Here is a 16136-nt window from a genome sequence, read left to right on the forward strand (position 1 = left end):
ATGAGTGATGATGCGATGAAGCTGGTGGTGGTGGGCGCAGCAGGCCGCATGGGCCAAGCCCTGATCCGCCTCATCCACGCCACGGAAGGTGTTACCCTGCACGCCGCCGTCGCACGTCCAGGCTCCGCTTTCATCGGCAAGGATGCCGGCGAAATTGCCGGTCTCGGGCCGATCGGCATTCCCGTCACCGACGATCCGCTTTCGGCCTTCCTGCATGCCGAAGGCGTGATCGACTTCACGACGCCGGCAACCAGCGTCACCTTCGCCGGTCTCGCCGCGCAGGCGCGCATCGTTCACATCATCGGGACGACCGGCTGCTCGGCGGAAGACGAAGCCAAGTTCAAGGCAGCCTCCCGCCACGCCCGCATCGTCAAATCGGGCAATATGGGTCTTGGCATCAACCTCTTGAGCGTTCTTGTCGAGCAGGCGGCGCGAGCGCTTCCGCCGGCCGATTGGGACGTCGAAGTGCTGGAGATGCATCACAAGCACAAGGTCGACGCCCCCTCCGGCACCGCGCTCCTGCTTGGCCAGGCGGCGGCAAAGGGCCGCGGCATCGATCTCGCTGAGAATTCCGTGCGCGTCCGTGACGGCCATACCGGTCCGCGGCCGGCAGGCACCATCGGCTTCGCCACGCTGCGCGGCGGCGCCGTCATCGGCGACCACTCCGTCATCTTCGCCGGCGAAGGCGAACGGTTGACACTGTCGCACAGCGCCGGTGACCGTTCGTTGTTTGCCCGCGGCGCGCTTCAGGCCGCGCTCTGGGCGCGCGACAAGAAACCCGGCTTTTATTCCATGCTCGACGTCCTCGGGCTTTCCACACGTTGATCCCATCCTGGAGTGGCGAACCGCTCCAGCCTTTTGTTCTTACGCAATTCCGCACGGAAAACCGCCTCGCACTTTTCCCGGGATTGCTCTATCAAGGAGGAATATTTCATGAGCGGTACTCTCGTCCTCGTTCGCCACGGGCAGAGCGACTGGAATTTGAAGAATCTCTTTACCGGCTGGAAGGACCCCGACCTCACCGAACTCGGCATCGAAGAAGCCAGGACCGGTGGCAAGGCGCTTGCCGATTACGGCATCAAGTACGACGTCGCCTTCACCTCGGCGCTGACGCGCGCCCAGCACACGCTGAAGATCATTCTCGATGAAGTGGGCCAGCCCGGTCTCGAAACCATCAGGGATCAGGCGCTGAACGAGCGCGACTACGGCGATCTTTCGGGCCTGAACAAGGACGATGCCCGCGCCAAGTGGGGCGAAGAGCAGGTGCATGTCTGGCGCCGCTCCTACGACGTCCCGCCGCCCGGCGGCGAAAGCCTGCGCGACACCGGCGCCCGGGTCTGGCCCTATTACCTCACGGAAATCCTGCCGCGCGTGCTCGCCGGTCAGAAGGTATTGGTCGCCGCCCACGGCAACTCGCTGCGTTCGCTGGTGATGGTCCTCGACCGGCTGACCAAGGAACAGATCCTGTCGCTCAACCTCGCGACCGGCGTGCCGATGGTCTATAAGCTCAACGCCGACTCCACCGTCGCTTCCAAGGAAGTGCTCGGCGACATGTCCGGCGCGCACTGAGCTGCTAGGACTGCAAACCCACCCCTCGTGCGGTTTCGACATTGAGGGGTGGAAAATGTAACGTCCGGTGTTACATTGCACGAGCGATGTAACACATGGATTGGACATGACAGACGCAACATTCACTTTTCGAGTTGAAGAAAACTTGAAATTTGCCTTCAGCGAGGCCGCGCGGGCGCATGATCAAACCGGGGCGCAACTGCTTCGAGCTTTCATGCGCGACTATGTAAAGCGCCAGCAAGATGAAGCTGAATATGACATCTGGTTCCGTCAACAAGTTCAGGCGGGGCTTGATTCCGCCAATGCCGGCAATCTCATCCCCGCCGATGAGGTAGAAGCCGAGTTCGCTGCCTTGCGGGAAGAAACACGCCGCAAGCTAAGCGGAAAATCCTCGTGAATCTTGTTTGGACTCCTGAGGCAAAAACAGATCGACGCGCAATCTACACTTATATCGAGGCGGATAATGCCTCCGCTGCGCTCGCGCTTGACGAACTTTTCGCCAGAAGATCGGCGCAGCTCGTTACACATCCGATGGTAGGCCGGCCCGGCCGCGTGCCGGGAACACGAGAGCTGGTCGTCCATAGAATTATTTGCTGATTTACGATCTCGCAGACGAAACAGTGCGAATACTTCGCGTGCTTCATGCCGCGCAGCAATGGCCTCCGAGCGGGATTCGGCCAGTTTCCTCGCGTCCACCCAAATGACGTGATCTCAATTCTCGACGGTGAACCGCACCCTGTCGGCGGCGAAGCGGGAGATCGAATATTGCACCGGGATATTGTCGAGATCCGCGTTGAGCGCCTGTGCGACCAGCACGATGGCACCGGGGGATAGTTGCAGGTCGGCCAGATCGCCTTCGTCGGCATGCGTCGCGGTGATCTCGGTAACGACACGCACATAGTCCGGCACGCCAAGCTCGCGAAATGCCTTGGTGATCGATCCGGTCGTTCGATAAATTTCGGCAATGGCGCCGAAGCGATCCGCCGGAAACCAGCTTGTGGCGCGCGATACCGGGCGATGATCCGCCTGGCCGAGCGTTTCCAGACGCACCAGTCGGGTGCCGGTGCTGATCTTGAGCTGCCGGGCCAAGTCCGGACTCGCGGCCTCTTCGCTGGCCGCAAGAAGGACGCTGCGGGTCTCGCGTACCTGATCGCCAATCCCTTGTGAAAATCGCGTCCGCCTGGAAATCGGGAAGCTCAAGCGCTCCTTGCGCTCGATCAGTGTGCCGCGCCCCTGCACGGCTCTGACGATCCCTTCCTGCGCCAATGCCGCAAGCGCGCTTCGTATCGTGTGGCGGTTGACGCCGAACTGCAGCGCCAGCGCCGTTTCCGGCGGCACCATGCCCGTTTCGTCGAAATCGCCGTGATTGATCGACGTACGAATCCGGTCAGCAATCTGCCGCCATAGCGCCACGCCCGTCTGTCTCTGTACCTTCTGCCCCGCCATATCGCCTGCTGCTAATGTCACACGCTTGTCACGACTCGCCAATAAATATAAAGCTACCTTGTATGGTTGTCTATATCAATAGACATTTTGAGGATGAGGCGATGAATTCAGCACAGAGGCAAGAGGCGGCTGCGCAGGAGCGCCGCGAGCGCAAGCGCGCCGCCGATCTTTTGGCGCGGGCCGAACGCGACGAGCTTGACGCGGCCTGGGAAGCATTACTCGACAAGCCCGTGATCCAGCCCGTACGAGGACCGGAAACCGGGCTCGTCATGGTACGCGGGCGCATAGGCGGCGGCGGCTCACCCTTCAATCTCGGCGAGGTTACCGTGACGCGCGCCACCGTCAAGCTTGCCTCCGGTGCCATCGGTCATGCGCATGCACTCGGCACCGATCGCGACAAGGTGCGGCTCGCGGCAATCTTCGATGCACTCTGGCATCAGCCGGCCACCAAGGAATTCGTGGAGAAGGCGATCCTGCTTCCGGTTACCGATCGGATTGCCGAATACGACCGCAAACGCGCCGAGCAAACGGCTGCCACCCGCGTCGATTTCTTCACTATGGTCCGCGGAGAAGACAAATGAGCCTTTCCACCACTTCCACGACGACTCGCAACGAGGCGCTGACCGGCGGTTTCGCCCATCCGGTGTTCGACGCTCAGAACGTCTTCAAGATGATGATGGACGGCATGGCACGGCCAGGCACCGTCCAGACGGTCACCTCCGATATCGTTCCGCCCGCCCCGCTCGGGATTGCAGCCGGCGCGATCGGCCTTACGCTTTGCGATCATGATACGCCGGTCTGGCTGTCGACCGGTCTCGCCAAATCGGCCATGCCGGCGTGGCTGAGCTTTCACACCGGCACATCGGTGACACCGGAAAGGATCGAAGCCCGTTTTGCTTTTATCGAGGCCGGCACGGCGCTCGCCTCCCTCAACCAGTTCGCCGTCGGCACCCAGGAATATCCCGACCGCTCGACGACGCTGGTGCTGGAAATCGCAGCCCTCGAGGGCGGCAAGGAACTGGCGCTCTCCGGTCCCGGTATTGCCGGTATTCGCACGATCGCGCCGATCGGCGTGCCCGATACGTTCCTGCGCCTCTGGAACGACAATCGCGCGCTTTTCCCGCGCGGCGTCGATCTCGTTCTGACGGCGGAACGGCAATTCCTTTGCCTGCCGCGCACCGCCACGATCATCGCGACGGAGATGTGACGCATGTATGTTGCCGTTAAAGGCGGCGAAGCCGCCATCGCCAATGCCCACCGGCTGCTCGCCGATCGCCGCCGCGGCGATCGTTCGCTGCCGGCCATCGGCATCGACCAGATCGTCGCGCAACTGGCGCTCGCCGTTGACCGCGTCATGGCCGAAGCCTCGCTTTACGACCGCACGCTGGCCGCGCTTGCCGTTCGCCAGGCCCGCGGCGATATGATCGAAGCGATCTTCCTCTTGCGCGCCTATCGCACCACGCTGCCGCGCTTTGGCTATTCCCAGCCGCTGGATACCTCGGCGATGAAGATCGAACGCCGCATCTCGGCGACCTATAAGGATCTGCCGGGCGGCCAGCTCCTCGGCCCCACTTTCGACTACACGCACCGCCTGCTCGACCCAAGCCTTCTCACCGATACGCCGGTGGATGAGCCGATGCAGCGGCCGGCGGAAGAAGGCCGCGTGATGCGCGTCTCCGAAATTCTGAGCCAGGAAGGGCTGATCGAAGGCGATGGCGAGATGCCGATCGACCATGAGACCGGCGACCTGACGCGCGAGCCGATGGAGTTCCCGATGACCCGCGATCTGCGCTTGCAGGCGCTCGCCCGCGGCGACGAAGGTTTCCTGCTCGCGCTCGGCTATTCGACCCAGCGCGGCTATGGCCGCACCCACCCCTTCACCGGCGAAATCCGCATCGGCGAAGTGGAGGTTGAACTGGACGTGCCGGAACTCGGTTTCGCCGTTTCGCTGGGCAGCATTCAGGTGACCGAATGCCAGATGGTCAACCAGTTCAAGGGCTCGGCCAAGGCGCCGCCGCAGTTTACCCGCGGCTATGGCCTCGTTTTCGGCCAGAGCGAACGCAAGGCCATGGCGATGTCCCTGGTCGACCGGGCGCTCCGCGCCGACGAACTCGGCGAGGATATCGTCGCACCCGCCCAGGACGAGGAATTCGTCATCTCCCATTCCGACAACGTGCAGGCGACCGGCTTCGTCGAACATCTGAAGCTGCCGCACTATGTCGACTTCCAGGCCGAACTCGATCTGGTGCGCCGCATGCGCCGCGATTTCGAAAATGCACAGAACGCAGGCAAGGATCCCCTGACGGAGGCTGCCGAATGACCGAACTTGCCACCTATAACTTCGCCTATCTCGACGAACAGACCAAGCGGATGATCCGCCGCGCCATCCTGAAGGCAATCGCCATTCCCGGCTATCAGGTGCCGTTCGCCTCGCGCGAAATGCCGATGCCCTATGGCTGGGGCACGGGCGGCGTGCAATTGACTGCCGCGATCATCGGGCCGGACGATGTGCTCAAGGTCATCGACCAGGGCGCCGACGACACGACCAACGCCGTCTCTATCCGCGCCTTCTTCCAGAAGGTGGCTGACGTCGCCGTCACCACCCGCACGGATGAGGCAACCATTATCCAGACGCGCCACCGCATCCCGGAAGGCAAGCTCGGACCCAAGCAAGTGCTGGTCTACCAGGTGCCGATCCCCGAACCGCTGCGTTTCCTCGAACCGCGCGAGACCGAGACCCGCAAGATGCATGCGCTCGAGGAATACGGCCTCATGCATGTGAAGCTTTATGAAGACATCGCCCGCAACGGCCGCATCGCCACCACCTATGCCTACCCGGTGAAAGTGGCCGGTCGTTACGTGATGGACCCGTCTCCAACGCCGAAATTCGACAATCCGAAAATGCACATGTCGGATGCGCTGCAGCTCTTCGGCGCCGGCCGCGAGAAGCGTATCTATGCCGTGCCGCCTTATACCGAAGTCGTCAGCCTCGATTTCGAGGATCATCCTTTCGAGGTGCAGCGTTTCGACAAGCCCTGTGCTCTCTGCGGCGCCGAGCAGGTCTATCTCGACGAAGTGATCCTCGACGACAAGGGCGGGCGGATGTTCGTCTGCTCGGACACAGATTTTTGCGAAGACCGCCGCGCCCATGGCCATATCGGCACCATGCTGGCGACGAATGGGCTGGCACCCAACCAGGAGGCCGCCGAATGAGCGACACGCCACTCCTCAAGGTCAAGGATATCTCGAAATTCTATGGCAGCCGCATCGGTTGCCGCAACGTGTCCTTCGATCTCTGGCCCGGTGAAGTGCTGGCGATCGTCGGCGAATCCGGCTCCGGCAAGACGACGCTGCTCAACTGCATTTCGACCCGGCTGCTGCCGACCACTGGCAGCGTCGAGTACCATATGCGCGACGAGACCTATCGCGAGCTCTTCCGTATGAACGAGGCCGAGCGCCGCTTCCTGATGCGCACCGACTGGGGCTTCGTGCATCAGAACCCGGCCGACGGCCTGCGCATGACCGTTTCGGCCGGCGCCAATGTCGGCGAGCGGCTGATGGCCGTCGGCAACCGGCATTACGGCAATATCCGCAATACGGCCATCGACTGGCTGGAACGCGTGGAAATCGACGCCGACCGTATCGACGATCAGCCGCGCGCCTTCTCGGGCGGCATGCGTCAGCGCCTGCAGATCGCTCGCAACCTGGTGACCGGCCCGCGGCTGGTGTTCATGGACGAGCCGACCGGCGGCCTCGACGTTTCCGTGCAGGCCCGCCTGCTCGATCTCGTACGCGGCCTCGTCAACGATCTCGGCCTGTCGGCCATCATCGTCACGCATGACCTCGCCGTCGCCCGCCTGCTCTCGCACCGCATGATGGTGATGAAGGACGGGGTGGCAATCGAGCATGGTCTCACCGACCGCGTGCTCGACGATCCGCGCGAGCCCTATACGCAACTGCTCGTCTCCTCGATCCTGCAGGTTTAAAGCCATGGCCACTCCCCTCGTCGTCTCCGAAGTCTTCAAGAGCTTCACCATGCACCTGCGCGACGGCATCCGGCTGCCGGTCGTCGCCGACGTCTCCTTTTCGGTCGCATCGGGCGAATGCGTGGTGCTCGGCGGCCCTTCCGGCATCGGCAAGAGCTCGCTCCTGAAGATGATCTACGGCAACTACGCCGTCGATAACGGCCAAATCCTGGTGATGCATAAGGAAAGGATCGTCGATCTAGCCGCCGCCGATCCGCGCACCGTGCTGGAAGTTCGCCGCCATACCATGGGCTATGTCAGCCAGTTCCTGCGCACTGTGCCGCGCGTTGCTGCCATCGACGTGGTTGCCGAGCCGCTATTGGCACGTGGCGCGAGTGCCGAGACTGCCCGCGAAAGGGCAGGCAGCCTGCTGGCGCAACTCAACCTGCCGGAAGAGCTTTGGCAATTGCCGCCCGCCACCTTCTCCGGCGGCGAACAGCAGCGTGTCAATATCGCCCGCGGCTTCATTACCGATCACGCCATTTTGCTGCTCGACGAGCCGACCGCCTCTCTCGACGCCAGGAACCGTGCCGTCGTGGTCGACATGATCGAAAAGAAGAAAAAGGCCGGCGTCGCCCTCCTTGGCATCTTCCATGACAAGGAAGTGCGCGAGGCCGTCGGCAGCCGCATTCTCGATGTCTCGCAATTTTCACCCAGGAAGTCCGCCGCATGAGCCGCCAATTGGGCGAAACGCCCTTCATCAGCCCCTCGGCCAGCGTCAGCAATTCGACGCTCGGCCGCTATACCGAAGTCTCCGATCGCTGCCGCATCGACGAAACCGAGATCGGCGATTATTCCTACATCATGCAGGATGGTGTAGTCTGGTGCGCGACGATCGGCAAGTTCGTCAACGTTGCTGCCGCCGTGCGCATCAACGCCACCAACCATCCGACCTGGCGAGCGACGCTGCATCACTTCACCTATCGCGCCGCCGACTATTGGCCGGATGCCGATATGGAGACGGATTTTTTCACCTGGCGGCGCGACAATCGGGTCGTGATCGGCCATGACGTATGGATCGGTCACGGCGCCATCATCCTGCCGGGCGTCACAGTCGGCAACGGTGCGGTCATCGGCGCCGGCGCGGTCGTCTCCAAGGATGTCGCCCCCTATACGATCGTCGGCGGCGTGCCGGCCAAGCTCATCCGCCAGCGCTTCGCCGAAGTTGTCGGCGAGCGCATGGACAAGCTTGCCTGGTGGGATTGGGATCACGCCACCTTGCGTACCGCGCTCGACGACTTTCGTGCCCTTTCGGCCGAGGAGTTCCTCATCCGCTACGGCGCTTGACGCCAGCACGACCTGCACAATCCTGACTAGAATTCATTTCGAAGCCCGGAAACCCCTCGGTTTCCGGGCTTTTGCATGTCGTTGCGAAAGGCAGCAAAACGGCGGGCATTGTAACAGCAGTTACACAAATCTGACATTGGAGCTTCATGAACCGGGAATAATGCGTTGCTCATGCTCAGCGCATGGCGGCCTCGAAGGCTTCTTCGAAACAAGGGGTCGTGCGCTCGTCTAACAGGCTTCCGCGGCGCCAACGTCAACGTTTGTTGCGGAGCCGGGCAGCCGCGAAAGGGAAAGCCTCATGTTCGAGCTGAAGAATGTCTCGCGCCGGTTCGGAAACAAGCTCGCCGTCGATTCCGTGACGCTGGACATTCCGCAGGGACAGATGGTCGGCATCATCGGCCGCTCGGGCGCCGGCAAGTCCACGCTGCTGCGCATGATCAACCGCCTCGCCGATCCAAGCTCCGGCTCCATCCATTTCGCCGGCACCGAAGTTTCCAAGCTGCGCGGCCGGGCATTGCGCAACTGGCAGCGCGATTGCGCCATGATCTTCCAGCAGTTCAACCTGGTTCCCCGCCTCGACGTGCTGACCAACGTCATGCTTGGCCGCCTGAACCAGCGTCCGACCGCGCTCAGTCTGCTTTCCATCTTCAGCCGCGAAGAGCGCATCGAGGCCATCGCCGCGCTTGAACGCCTCGGCATCGAGCAGACGGCATTGCAGATGGCCGGCACGCTTTCGGGCGGCCAGCAGCAGCGTGTCGCCATTGCCCGCGCCCTGATGCAGCAGCCGAAGATGATGCTCGCCGACGAGCCGATCGCCTCGCTCGATCCGCTGAACGCCAAGATCGTCATGGATGCGCTGCGCGATATCAACGAGCGCGAGGGCATCACCGTCATCACCAACCTGCACACGTTGGATACCGCGCGCAACTACTGCGAACGCATCGTCGGCATGGCCGCCGGCCGCGTCGTCTTCGACGGCAAGCCGGTGGAGCTGACGGCCGCGGCCGTCAAAGAAATCTACGGCACCGACAAGGATGGCGCCGGTGTCGACGAGACGATGACGTCGACCGCCATCAATCTTTCCGATCAGCCCGCGCAAGCCGCGGCAAACGCATCCGCCGGCCCGCAACCGCTGGCACTGGCCGGTCTCTGAGGGAGCCGGCCGCGATCGAAGGCCCACGTCAAGGGCGCATTTCTTCTAGACCGAAGACATCCGGGGACACCGGTTAATCAGGAGACGAACCCATGTTGAAGAAGACCCTTCTCGCAGCCACGGCGCTTCTCGCGCTCGCTGGCGGCGCTGCCGCTCAGGACATCAAGGAATTCCGCGTTGGTATTCTCGGTGGCGAAAACGAAGCCGACCGCCTGCGCAACTATGCCTGCCTCTCCGACCACCTGAAGAAGGAGTTCGGCTTCGAGAAGGTATCGCTGTTCCCGGCCGCCGACTATGACGGCGTCATCCAGGGCCTGCTCGGCGGCACGCTCGACTTCGCCGAACTCGGCGCTTCCGGCTATGCAGCCACCTACATCAAGGACCCGAAGGCCGTTACCCCGATCCTGACCACGCAGCAGACGGACGGTTCGACCGGCTACTACTCGATCGGTCTCGCCCTGAAGTCCTCCGGCATCAAGACGATCGCCGACGCCAAGGGCAAGAAGCTCGGCTACGCCGATCCGGACTCCACCTCGGGCTACCTCGTTCCGCTGACGCAGATTCCGAAGACCACCGGCATGCCGAACGACAAGTTCTTCGCTTCGACCCAGTTCAACGGCGGTCACGAGAACAACCTGCTCGCCGCCTATGACGGCAAGGTCGACGTTGCCGTTGACGACTCTTCGGGCCTCGGCGATTTCAAGGATGGCTACACCTCTGGTACCTTCCGCAAGGAAGTCGACAAGGGCGCCGTCGATCCGAACAAACTCGTCGAAGTCTGGCGCTCGCCGCTGATCCCGAACGGCCCGCTCGTCGTTCGCAACGCTCTCGGCACCGAATGGCAGGCCAAGCTGACCGACTTCTTCCTGAAGCTCCCGACCACCGACGCCAAGTGCTTCTCGGCAATCGAAGGCGGCGACTTCAAGGGTTACGTCAAGGTCAACCCGGACTTCTACAAGGCCGTTGTCGAAGTTCGTAAGGCTGCCATCGGCGGCTGATCGGCTTGCTGATCAACCCCTTCTCCCCCGGTGGGGAGAAGGTGGCGCGAGCGATAGAGCGCAGCGAAATCGTGAGTGACGGATGAGGGGGCGCGGTGCGCTCTGGCGAAGCTGGAGCAATCGATCCAGTGGATCGATTGCCGCAACGAACGCCGGAACCGAAACACGGGACCGGGGACGCGGCATATTCCAAAGTCGCCTTACGGTGCAATGCCCCCTCAACCTGCCCTGCGGGCATCCTTCTCCCGATGGGGAGAAGGTGGATTTCTTTTTCAAAGACGATGATCTCATGACGATTGCCGATACTCAGCTACAGACGCAAGGTGCGCCTCAGAGCGCCAAGGACATCGGCGACGCCTGGAGCAGGATGGTGGCCCGTCGCCGCCTCTATACCGGTATCGGCCTGCTGATCCTGATTATCGCTTTCGTCAGCTCCGTCCGCTTTGCCGACGAGAGCAATGCCGGCCATTTCTTCGACCGCCTGCCGCATCTTTTCGATTTCCTGAGCTGGCTCATCCCCAAGGATTGGTCCGACGTCTACCGCGCGCTCTTCGACCTGCCGAGCCCCAACGGGGCAAATGGCGCCGGCGGCGAGGAATTCAATTTCCCGCTCGGCCGCGTCTATGTCTGGGGCGATTTCTACATCCCTGAATATTTCGAGCTGATGATCATTACGATCAACGTGGCGCTGGTCTCCACCCTCATCGGCTTCACCGTCGCCCTGCCCCTCAGCTTTTTTGCCGCCCGCAACATGTCGCCGTCGCATCCGGTTCGTCTGGTGACCAAACGCTTCATGGAATTGCTGCGCGCCTTTCCCGAGATCGTCATCGCGGGGCTGTTTTCGGCGATCCTGTCGATCGGCCCGATTGCCGCCATCATCGCCGTCGGCCTGCATACGATCGGCGCCCTCGGCAAGCTCTTCTACGAAGTGATCGAGAATATCGACATGAAGCCGGACGAGGGCATGAAGGCGGTCGGCGCGGGTTGGACGGAGCGTGTTCGCTTCGCCGCCCTGCCGCAGGTTCTGCCGAATTTCATGTCCTATGTGTTGCTGCGTCTGGAGATCAATGTCCGCGCTTCGACGATCATCGGCGCCGTCGGCGGGGGAGGTATCGGCGAGGAGCTGAAGCTTTCGATCTCGCGCGGTTTCGGCGCCAAGACGGTAGCGCTCGTGCTCTTGCTTTTCGTCACCATCATCGCCGTCGACCAATTTTCCGCATGGCTCCGTCGCCGTCTCGTCGGCGAACATGCCTTCCTTCTGCAACACTGAGGTTGCCCATGTCCGTCATCGACGCCGGTCGCATGCAGGAAATCAAAGCCCGCTACCCGGAAATCCTGCACCGATCGTTCCGCCAGCGTTTCGGCGCGCTGATGATCTTTCTTGGCGTGATCCTTTACGGCATCTACGCCGTCTGGTTTTTCGACCTGCCGAAGATCATCGCGGAAGCGCATTGGGAACGCGTCGGCATCTATCTGAGCGAATGGATCAGCTACGACGTTCAGCCGGAATTCCGCGTTTCCGGCGACAAGATCAGCGTCAAATATCCGCGTTTTTCGCCGCTCGGCGACAATCCGCATCCGGACTGGGTGACGAACAATCCCGACGGCAGCCTGACGGTCTCCGTCAGCGGCACCAGCCGCAGCGTGAAAGTTACCAAGACGCAAGCGATCCTGACCGCGCATGGCGTCACCGTTCCGATCGACTTCACCGGTAATTCGCCGAAGGTCCTCGGCTCGGAGCCGCCGCCGTCATGGATCACGGTCTACGACGACAACATCCTCGCCAATATGGGCTTTGCCGGCGACGTCAGCATCTCCACCGACCGCGTGAAGATCCGCAAGCGCTTCATCGGCTGGGCTAATTTCGTCTTCGATACGCACTCGCCCTTCTTCGACAAGCCGGCGAGCGAAGTCATCAGCCTGATCGTGTCCGGGCCGCGGCTGGAGCCGGACCAGTCCAATCTCTCGCTGGCCTTCGACAATATCTGGAACAACGGTGCATGGCAGCATGGCGATGTCTGGACCAAGCTGTTCCAGACCATCGTCATGGCCTTCCTCGGCACACTGCTCGGTTCGCTCGCCGCTTTCCCGCTGGCCTTCATGGCGGCGCGCAACATCACGCCGAACCGGCTGGTCAATCAGATATTGAAGCGCTTCTTCGATTTCCTGCGTTCGGTCGATATGCTGATCTGGGCTCTATTCCTGACCCGCGCCTTCGGCCCCGGCCCGCTCGCCGGCAGCGGCGCAATCTTCCTGACGGAAACCGGCACACTCGGCAAACTCTATTCCGAAGGCCTGGAGAACATCGACAACAAGCCGCGCGAAGGCGTCAAATCGACGGGTTCGTCGACGGTTCTCGTACATCGCTACGGCATCCTGCCACAGATCGTTCCCGTCATCGTCAGCCAGACCCTCTACCAGTGGGAATCGAATGTGCGCGGCGCCACCATCATCGGCGCTGTCGGCGCCGGCGGTATCGGCCTGAAGCTTTGGGAGGCGATGCGCACCAATGCCAATTGGGAAAACGTCGCCTATATGGTGCTCTTGATCCTGATCGTCGTCTTCCTGTTCGACGCCGCTTCCAATGCACTGCGCTCGCGCCTGATGGGCACGCAAAACAGGTAGGAAGCCTTCGGAAAAAATCGCGGCGCATCATCATTTTGTCACGGGAATCCGGTAGCGCAGGTCGGCAAGACAACATTGCTCGAGTTCGCTTTAGCCGGATTCGAACCGCTGCTGCCTTGCTGCTCTTGCGGTTTGTCGCAAATCACCCAACAGTGTCTCGCGCCGCCGATTTTCCAAGGAATGCAGCCTTGCGCTATGCTCTCTATTTCACGCCGCCCAAAGACGATCCGCTGACCGCGCTTGCCGCCCGCTGGCTCGGCCGCGATGCATTTTCCGATGAGATCTTTTCCGACAGGGCCATGGGTCCCCTGCCGGAAGGCCATGCCGAACTGACCGCCGATCCGCGCCGATATGGCTTTCACGCCACGCTGAAGGCGCCGTTCGAGCTTGCCGGCTCGGTGACTGAGCGCGATCTTCTCGATGTCGCCGCCGAGTTCGCCGCCCGCACCAAGGCTTTTACGATTCCGGAACTGGTGCTCGGCCAGCTCGGGCATTTCTTCGCGCTCGTGCCAGGCTCGCTTTACCAGCCGCTACAGGATTTTGCCTCGCGTGTGGTCAAGACCTTCGAACCCTTTCGCGCGCCGCTTTCGGATCATGATATCACCCGGCGCAATCCGGAAGGGTTGAGCGAACCGCAGCGCGCCAATCTGCTGCGCTGGGGCTATCCGTACGTCAACGACGAGTTCCGTTTCCATATGACGTTGACCGGGCGCGTTCCAATCGAACGTCAGGCCGACATGCACGACGTTCTGCGCGCGCGCTTCGCCGACCATATCGGCAAGGCACTCGATGTTTCCGGCCTCGCGGTCTTTATTGAAGAGAAGCGTGGCGCTCCCTTTACCGTCCGTTCCTGGCTGCCGCTTTCCGGCGCCTAATAGCGAAAGACCTGACATGACCAAAGAAACCGTCCTCTCCAACGCCCGCATCGTCCTCGAAGACAAGATCGTCGAAGGTTCCGTGCTGATCCGTGACGGTCGCATCGCCGGCATATCCGAGAGCAATTCGGCGATCGGAGAGGATTTCGAGGGGGACTATCTGATCCCGGGCCTGGTCGAGCTGCACACGGACCATCTGGAAGCTCACTATTCGCCGCGCCCCGGCGTTCGCTGGAACAAGACGGCGGCCATCCAGGCGCATGACGCCCAGATCGTCACCTCCGGCATCACCACTGTGTTCGACTGCCTGCGCATGGGCTCGGATGAAGATGGCGGTTTCGAACGCGGCGAGATGCGCGACATGGCCGATGCCATCCAGGCGGCGGAGCGCGAGGACCGGCTGCGCGCCGAACACCTGATCCACCTGCGTTGCGAAGTCTCCGCGGACAACGTCCTCGATCATTTCCAGGATTTTGAGAAGGACCCTTATGTCCGGCTGGTTTCGCTGATGGACCACGCGCCGGGCCAGCGCCAGTTCCAGACCATGGATCAATATATCTTCTACTATCAGAAGAAGCGCGGCCTGAGCGACGAAGCCTTCGCCCGTTTCGTTGCCAAGCGCCAGGAAGAATCGGCCAAATACGCAACGCCGCATCGCGACGCCATCTCCAAGGTTTGCGCCGAACGCGGCATCACCATCGCCAGCCATGACGACGCGACCCTTGCCCATGTCGACGAAGCCATCAATTACGGCGTTCGCCTTGCGGAATTCCCGACCAGCATCGATGCCGCCAAGGCGTCGCATGGCGCGGGCATGAGCGTGCTGATGGGCGCGCCGAACATCGTCCGCGGCAAGTCGCATTCCGGCAATATCGCCGCCCGCGATCTCGCCGAACTCGGCGTGCTCGACGTGCTGTCGTCGGATTATGTGCCGCTCAGCCTGCTGCATGCTCCCTTCATCCTCGCCGACGAGGTCGAGAGCATTTCCCTGCCACAGGCGATCGCCATGGTGACCGCGACCCCGGCGAAGACCGTCAGCCTGAACGACCGTGGCCGCATCGCCGAAGGCCTGCGCGCCGATCTCGTGCGCGTTCGCCGCGATCATGGCGTGCCGGTGACGCGCTCGGTCTGGCGAGAAGGACGACGTGTCGCATGACGGTCGAGGCCAACACAAAGCCGGCTAACAACTTGATGTCCGACACAGCAGGCATCATGGCCGTGGTGGTCGGGCCGAGCGGTGCCGGCAAGGATACGCTGATGAATCTCGCTGCCCGGCATTTTGCCGGTCGGCCGGATGTCCGCTTCGTCCGCCGCGTCATCACGCGGGAAGGCGATGCCGGCAACGAGGATCACAAAAGCGTCTCGGATGCCGATTTCGACGCACTGCAGCGCGCCGGCGCCTTCGCCGTTTCCTGGGAAGCGCATGGCCTGAAATATGGTATTCCGGTAGCGGTCCGCGATGAGCTAGCCGGCGGCCATCTCGTCATCGCCAACGGCTCGCGCTCGGCGTTACATCGCTTCCAGAGCGCATTTCCGCGGCTGAAGGTCATCAACGTCACGGCGCGGCGCGAGGTCTTGGCCGAGCGGCTGATGGCACGCGGTCGCGAAAGCCGTGAGGATGTGCTGAAGCGGCTGGAAAGAAGCTCGCTGACCGTTCAGGGCAGCTACGATGTCGCCGATATCGACAATAGCGGCACGCTTGAAGAGGCTGAACGCGCCATCATTTCGGTGCTGGAAGCGCTGATTTCAAAATAAAGACGGTTTGTGCCGCACCTGCAGAAGCAAACCTCACGGTGCATCGCCCCCTCAACCTGCGCTTCGCGCGTCCTTCTCTCCGCTGGAGAGAAGTAGGGACTTGCCGCACGTTCCGTTTCTCCTTCTCTCCTCGGGTCCGAAGGACGGTGCCCGCCCTTCGACAAATTCAGGAGTCGAATGAGAGGGCCGGGTCCAAGGCAGGTAGAGTGAGCATCGTCGAACCGGAAGCGCTGATCAAGATAGAGACCGTTTGTGCCGCGCCTGCAGAAGGAATCTCACGGTGCAACGCCCCCTCAACCTGCGCTTCGCGCGTCCTTCTCTCCGATGGAGAGAAGGTAGGGACTTGCCGCACGTTCCGTTTCTCCTTCTCCCCCGGGGAGAAGGTGGCCCGAAGGGTCGGATG

General features: G+C 62.1%; 19 protein-coding genes. 18 read left to right on the plus strand and 1 reads right to left on the minus strand.

From position 1 onward, the window contains the following. The 4 genes from dapB (at position 1) to K290_RS36495 (ending at position 2166) form a co-directional block, all read left to right on the plus strand. Positions 1-825: a 4-hydroxy-tetrahydrodipicolinate reductase gene (gene dapB / locus K290_RS0125235; protein WP_028754429.1), complete on the plus strand. Its 825-nt coding sequence runs from the start codon at positions 1-3 to the stop codon at positions 823-825. 108 nt (positions 826-933) lie between these two features. Beyond that, positions 934-1569: a 2,3-bisphosphoglycerate-dependent phosphoglycerate mutase gene (locus K290_RS0125240; protein WP_028754430.1), complete on the plus strand. Its 636-nt coding sequence runs from the start codon at positions 934-936 to the stop codon at positions 1567-1569. 106 nt (positions 1570-1675) lie between these two features. After that, the gene (locus K290_RS0125245) at positions 1676-1966 is read left to right on the plus strand and encodes a CopG family ribbon-helix-helix protein (RefSeq protein WP_028754431.1); all 291 of its coding nucleotides are present in this window, start codon (positions 1676-1678) and stop codon (positions 1964-1966) included. Continuing rightward, entirely contained in the window at positions 1963-2166 is a 204-nt protein-coding gene (locus K290_RS36495) for a type II toxin-antitoxin system RelE/ParE family toxin (RefSeq protein ID WP_425337606.1), read from the plus strand. The genes K290_RS0125245 and K290_RS36495 overlap by 4 nt, the downstream gene beginning before the upstream one ends. A 114-nt stretch (positions 2167-2280) precedes the next feature. Here the strand turns inward: K290_RS36495 and phnF are convergent, their stop codons facing one another. Further along, the gene (gene phnF, locus K290_RS0125250) at positions 2281-3015 is read right to left on the minus strand and encodes a phosphonate metabolism transcriptional regulator PhnF (RefSeq protein ID WP_028754432.1); all 735 of its coding nucleotides are present in this window, start codon (positions 3013-3015) and stop codon (positions 2281-2283) included. Positions 3016-3116: 101 nt separating this feature from the next. Here phnF and phnG point away from each other — a divergent pair, with 101 nt between their 5' ends. The 14 genes from phnG to phnN all read left to right on the plus strand — a co-directional run bounded on the left by phnG (position 3117) and on the right by phnN (position 15733). Further along, positions 3117-3596, plus strand: coding sequence for a phosphonate C-P lyase system protein PhnG (gene phnG, locus K290_RS0125255; RefSeq protein WP_028754433.1), 480 nt, complete (start codon positions 3117-3119; stop codon positions 3594-3596). Next, on the plus strand, positions 3593-4222 hold the full coding sequence (gene phnH / locus K290_RS0125260; protein WP_028754434.1) for a phosphonate C-P lyase system protein PhnH: 630 nt from the start codon (positions 3593-3595) through the stop codon (positions 4220-4222). Before phnG ends, phnH begins: the two co-directional genes overlap by 4 nt. Positions 4223-4225: 3 nt before the next feature. Next, positions 4226-5335 (plus strand): carbon-phosphorus lyase complex subunit, encoded by a 1110-nt coding sequence (locus K290_RS0125265; RefSeq protein WP_028754435.1) that lies wholly within the window; start codon positions 4226-4228, stop codon positions 5333-5335. Next, a complete protein-coding gene (locus tag K290_RS0125270; RefSeq protein WP_028754436.1) occupies positions 5332-6228 on the plus strand; it encodes an alpha-D-ribose 1-methylphosphonate 5-phosphate C-P-lyase PhnJ in 897 nt (298 codons plus the stop codon). Before K290_RS0125265 ends, K290_RS0125270 begins: the two co-directional genes overlap by 4 nt. Further along, positions 6225-7001 carry a phosphonate C-P lyase system protein PhnK gene (gene phnK / locus K290_RS0125275; RefSeq protein ID WP_028754437.1) on the plus strand — a complete coding sequence of 259 codons (777 nt, stop codon included), beginning with the start codon at positions 6225-6227 and terminating at the stop codon, positions 6999-7001. Before K290_RS0125270 ends, phnK begins: the two co-directional genes overlap by 4 nt. A gap of 4 nt (positions 7002-7005) precedes the next feature. Next, the gene (gene phnL / locus K290_RS0125280; RefSeq protein ID WP_028754438.1) at positions 7006-7713 is read left to right on the plus strand and encodes a phosphonate C-P lyase system protein PhnL; all 708 of its coding nucleotides are present in this window, start codon (positions 7006-7008) and stop codon (positions 7711-7713) included. Next, positions 7710-8327, plus strand: a complete 618-nt coding sequence (locus tag K290_RS0125285) for a DapH/DapD/GlmU-related protein (RefSeq protein WP_028754439.1) — start codon at positions 7710-7712, stop codon at positions 8325-8327. Before phnL ends, K290_RS0125285 begins: the two co-directional genes overlap by 4 nt. A 298-nt stretch (positions 8328-8625) precedes the next feature. Next, on the plus strand, positions 8626-9480 hold the full coding sequence (phnC, locus tag K290_RS0125290; protein WP_028754440.1) for a phosphonate ABC transporter ATP-binding protein: 855 nt from the start codon (positions 8626-8628) through the stop codon (positions 9478-9480). Between the two features lie 92 nt (positions 9481-9572). Beyond that, entirely contained in the window at positions 9573-10478 is a 906-nt protein-coding gene (phnD, locus tag K290_RS0125295) for a phosphonate ABC transporter substrate-binding protein (RefSeq protein WP_028754441.1), read from the plus strand. Positions 10479-10767: 289 nt separating this feature from the next. Further along, entirely contained in the window at positions 10768-11748 is a 981-nt protein-coding gene (gene phnE, locus K290_RS0125300) for a phosphonate ABC transporter, permease protein PhnE (protein ID WP_028754442.1), read from the plus strand. A gap of 8 nt (positions 11749-11756) precedes the next feature. Continuing rightward, the gene (gene phnE / locus K290_RS0125305) at positions 11757-13103 is read left to right on the plus strand and encodes a phosphonate ABC transporter, permease protein PhnE (RefSeq protein ID WP_028754443.1); all 1347 of its coding nucleotides are present in this window, start codon (positions 11757-11759) and stop codon (positions 13101-13103) included. Between the two features lie 188 nt (positions 13104-13291). Next, entirely contained in the window at positions 13292-13978 is a 687-nt protein-coding gene (locus K290_RS0125310) for a DUF1045 domain-containing protein (protein WP_028754444.1), read from the plus strand. A gap of 16 nt (positions 13979-13994) precedes the next feature. Beyond that, the gene (locus tag K290_RS0125315; RefSeq protein ID WP_028754445.1) at positions 13995-15134 is read left to right on the plus strand and encodes an alpha-D-ribose 1-methylphosphonate 5-triphosphate diphosphatase; all 1140 of its coding nucleotides are present in this window, start codon (positions 13995-13997) and stop codon (positions 15132-15134) included. 35 nt (positions 15135-15169) lie between these two features. After that, positions 15170-15733: a phosphonate metabolism protein/1,5-bisphosphokinase (PRPP-forming) PhnN gene (gene phnN, locus K290_RS0125320; RefSeq protein WP_037136243.1), complete on the plus strand. Its 564-nt coding sequence runs from the start codon at positions 15170-15172 to the stop codon at positions 15731-15733. Positions 15734-16136: the final 403 nt, after the last annotated feature.

Source organism: Rhizobium leucaenae USDA 9039 (genome assembly GCF_000426285.1).
GTDB lineage: Bacteria > Pseudomonadota > Alphaproteobacteria > Rhizobiales > Rhizobiaceae > Rhizobium > Rhizobium leucaenae.

What these genes read in the sequence shown, in the direction of transcription:
- dapB (WP_028754429.1), top strand. Translation starts at nt 1, where the DNA reads ATGAGTGATGATGCGATGAAGCTGGTGGTGGTGGGCGCAGCAGGCCGC.
- K290_RS0125240 (WP_028754430.1), top strand. Translation starts at nt 934, where the DNA reads ATGAGCGGTACTCTCGTCCTCGTTCGCCACGGGCAGAGCGACTGGAAT.
- K290_RS0125245 (WP_028754431.1), top strand. Translation starts at nt 1,676, where the DNA reads ATGACAGACGCAACATTCACTTTTCGAGTTGAAGAAAACTTGAAATTT.
- phnF (WP_028754432.1), bottom strand. Translation starts at nt 3,015, where the DNA reads ATGGCGGGGCAGAAGGTACAGAGACAGACGGGCGTGGCGCTATGGCGG.
- phnG (WP_028754433.1), top strand. Translation starts at nt 3,117, where the DNA reads ATGAATTCAGCACAGAGGCAAGAGGCGGCTGCGCAGGAGCGCCGCGAG.
- phnH (WP_028754434.1), top strand. Translation starts at nt 3,593, where the DNA reads ATGAGCCTTTCCACCACTTCCACGACGACTCGCAACGAGGCGCTGACC.
- K290_RS0125265 (WP_028754435.1), top strand. Translation starts at nt 4,226, where the DNA reads ATGTATGTTGCCGTTAAAGGCGGCGAAGCCGCCATCGCCAATGCCCAC.
- K290_RS0125270 (WP_028754436.1), top strand. Translation starts at nt 5,332, where the DNA reads ATGACCGAACTTGCCACCTATAACTTCGCCTATCTCGACGAACAGACC.
- phnK (WP_028754437.1), top strand. Translation starts at nt 6,225, where the DNA reads ATGAGCGACACGCCACTCCTCAAGGTCAAGGATATCTCGAAATTCTAT.
- phnL (WP_028754438.1), top strand. Translation starts at nt 7,006, where the DNA reads ATGGCCACTCCCCTCGTCGTCTCCGAAGTCTTCAAGAGCTTCACCATG.
- K290_RS0125285 (WP_028754439.1), top strand. Translation starts at nt 7,710, where the DNA reads ATGAGCCGCCAATTGGGCGAAACGCCCTTCATCAGCCCCTCGGCCAGC.
- phnC (WP_028754440.1), top strand. Translation starts at nt 8,626, where the DNA reads ATGTTCGAGCTGAAGAATGTCTCGCGCCGGTTCGGAAACAAGCTCGCC.
- phnD (WP_028754441.1), top strand. Translation starts at nt 9,573, where the DNA reads ATGTTGAAGAAGACCCTTCTCGCAGCCACGGCGCTTCTCGCGCTCGCT.
- phnE (WP_028754442.1), top strand. Translation starts at nt 10,768, where the DNA reads ATGACGATTGCCGATACTCAGCTACAGACGCAAGGTGCGCCTCAGAGC.
- phnE (WP_028754443.1), top strand. Translation starts at nt 11,757, where the DNA reads ATGTCCGTCATCGACGCCGGTCGCATGCAGGAAATCAAAGCCCGCTAC.
- K290_RS0125315 (WP_028754445.1), top strand. Translation starts at nt 13,995, where the DNA reads ATGACCAAAGAAACCGTCCTCTCCAACGCCCGCATCGTCCTCGAAGAC.
- phnN (WP_037136243.1), top strand. Translation starts at nt 15,170, where the DNA reads ATGTCCGACACAGCAGGCATCATGGCCGTGGTGGTCGGGCCGAGCGGT.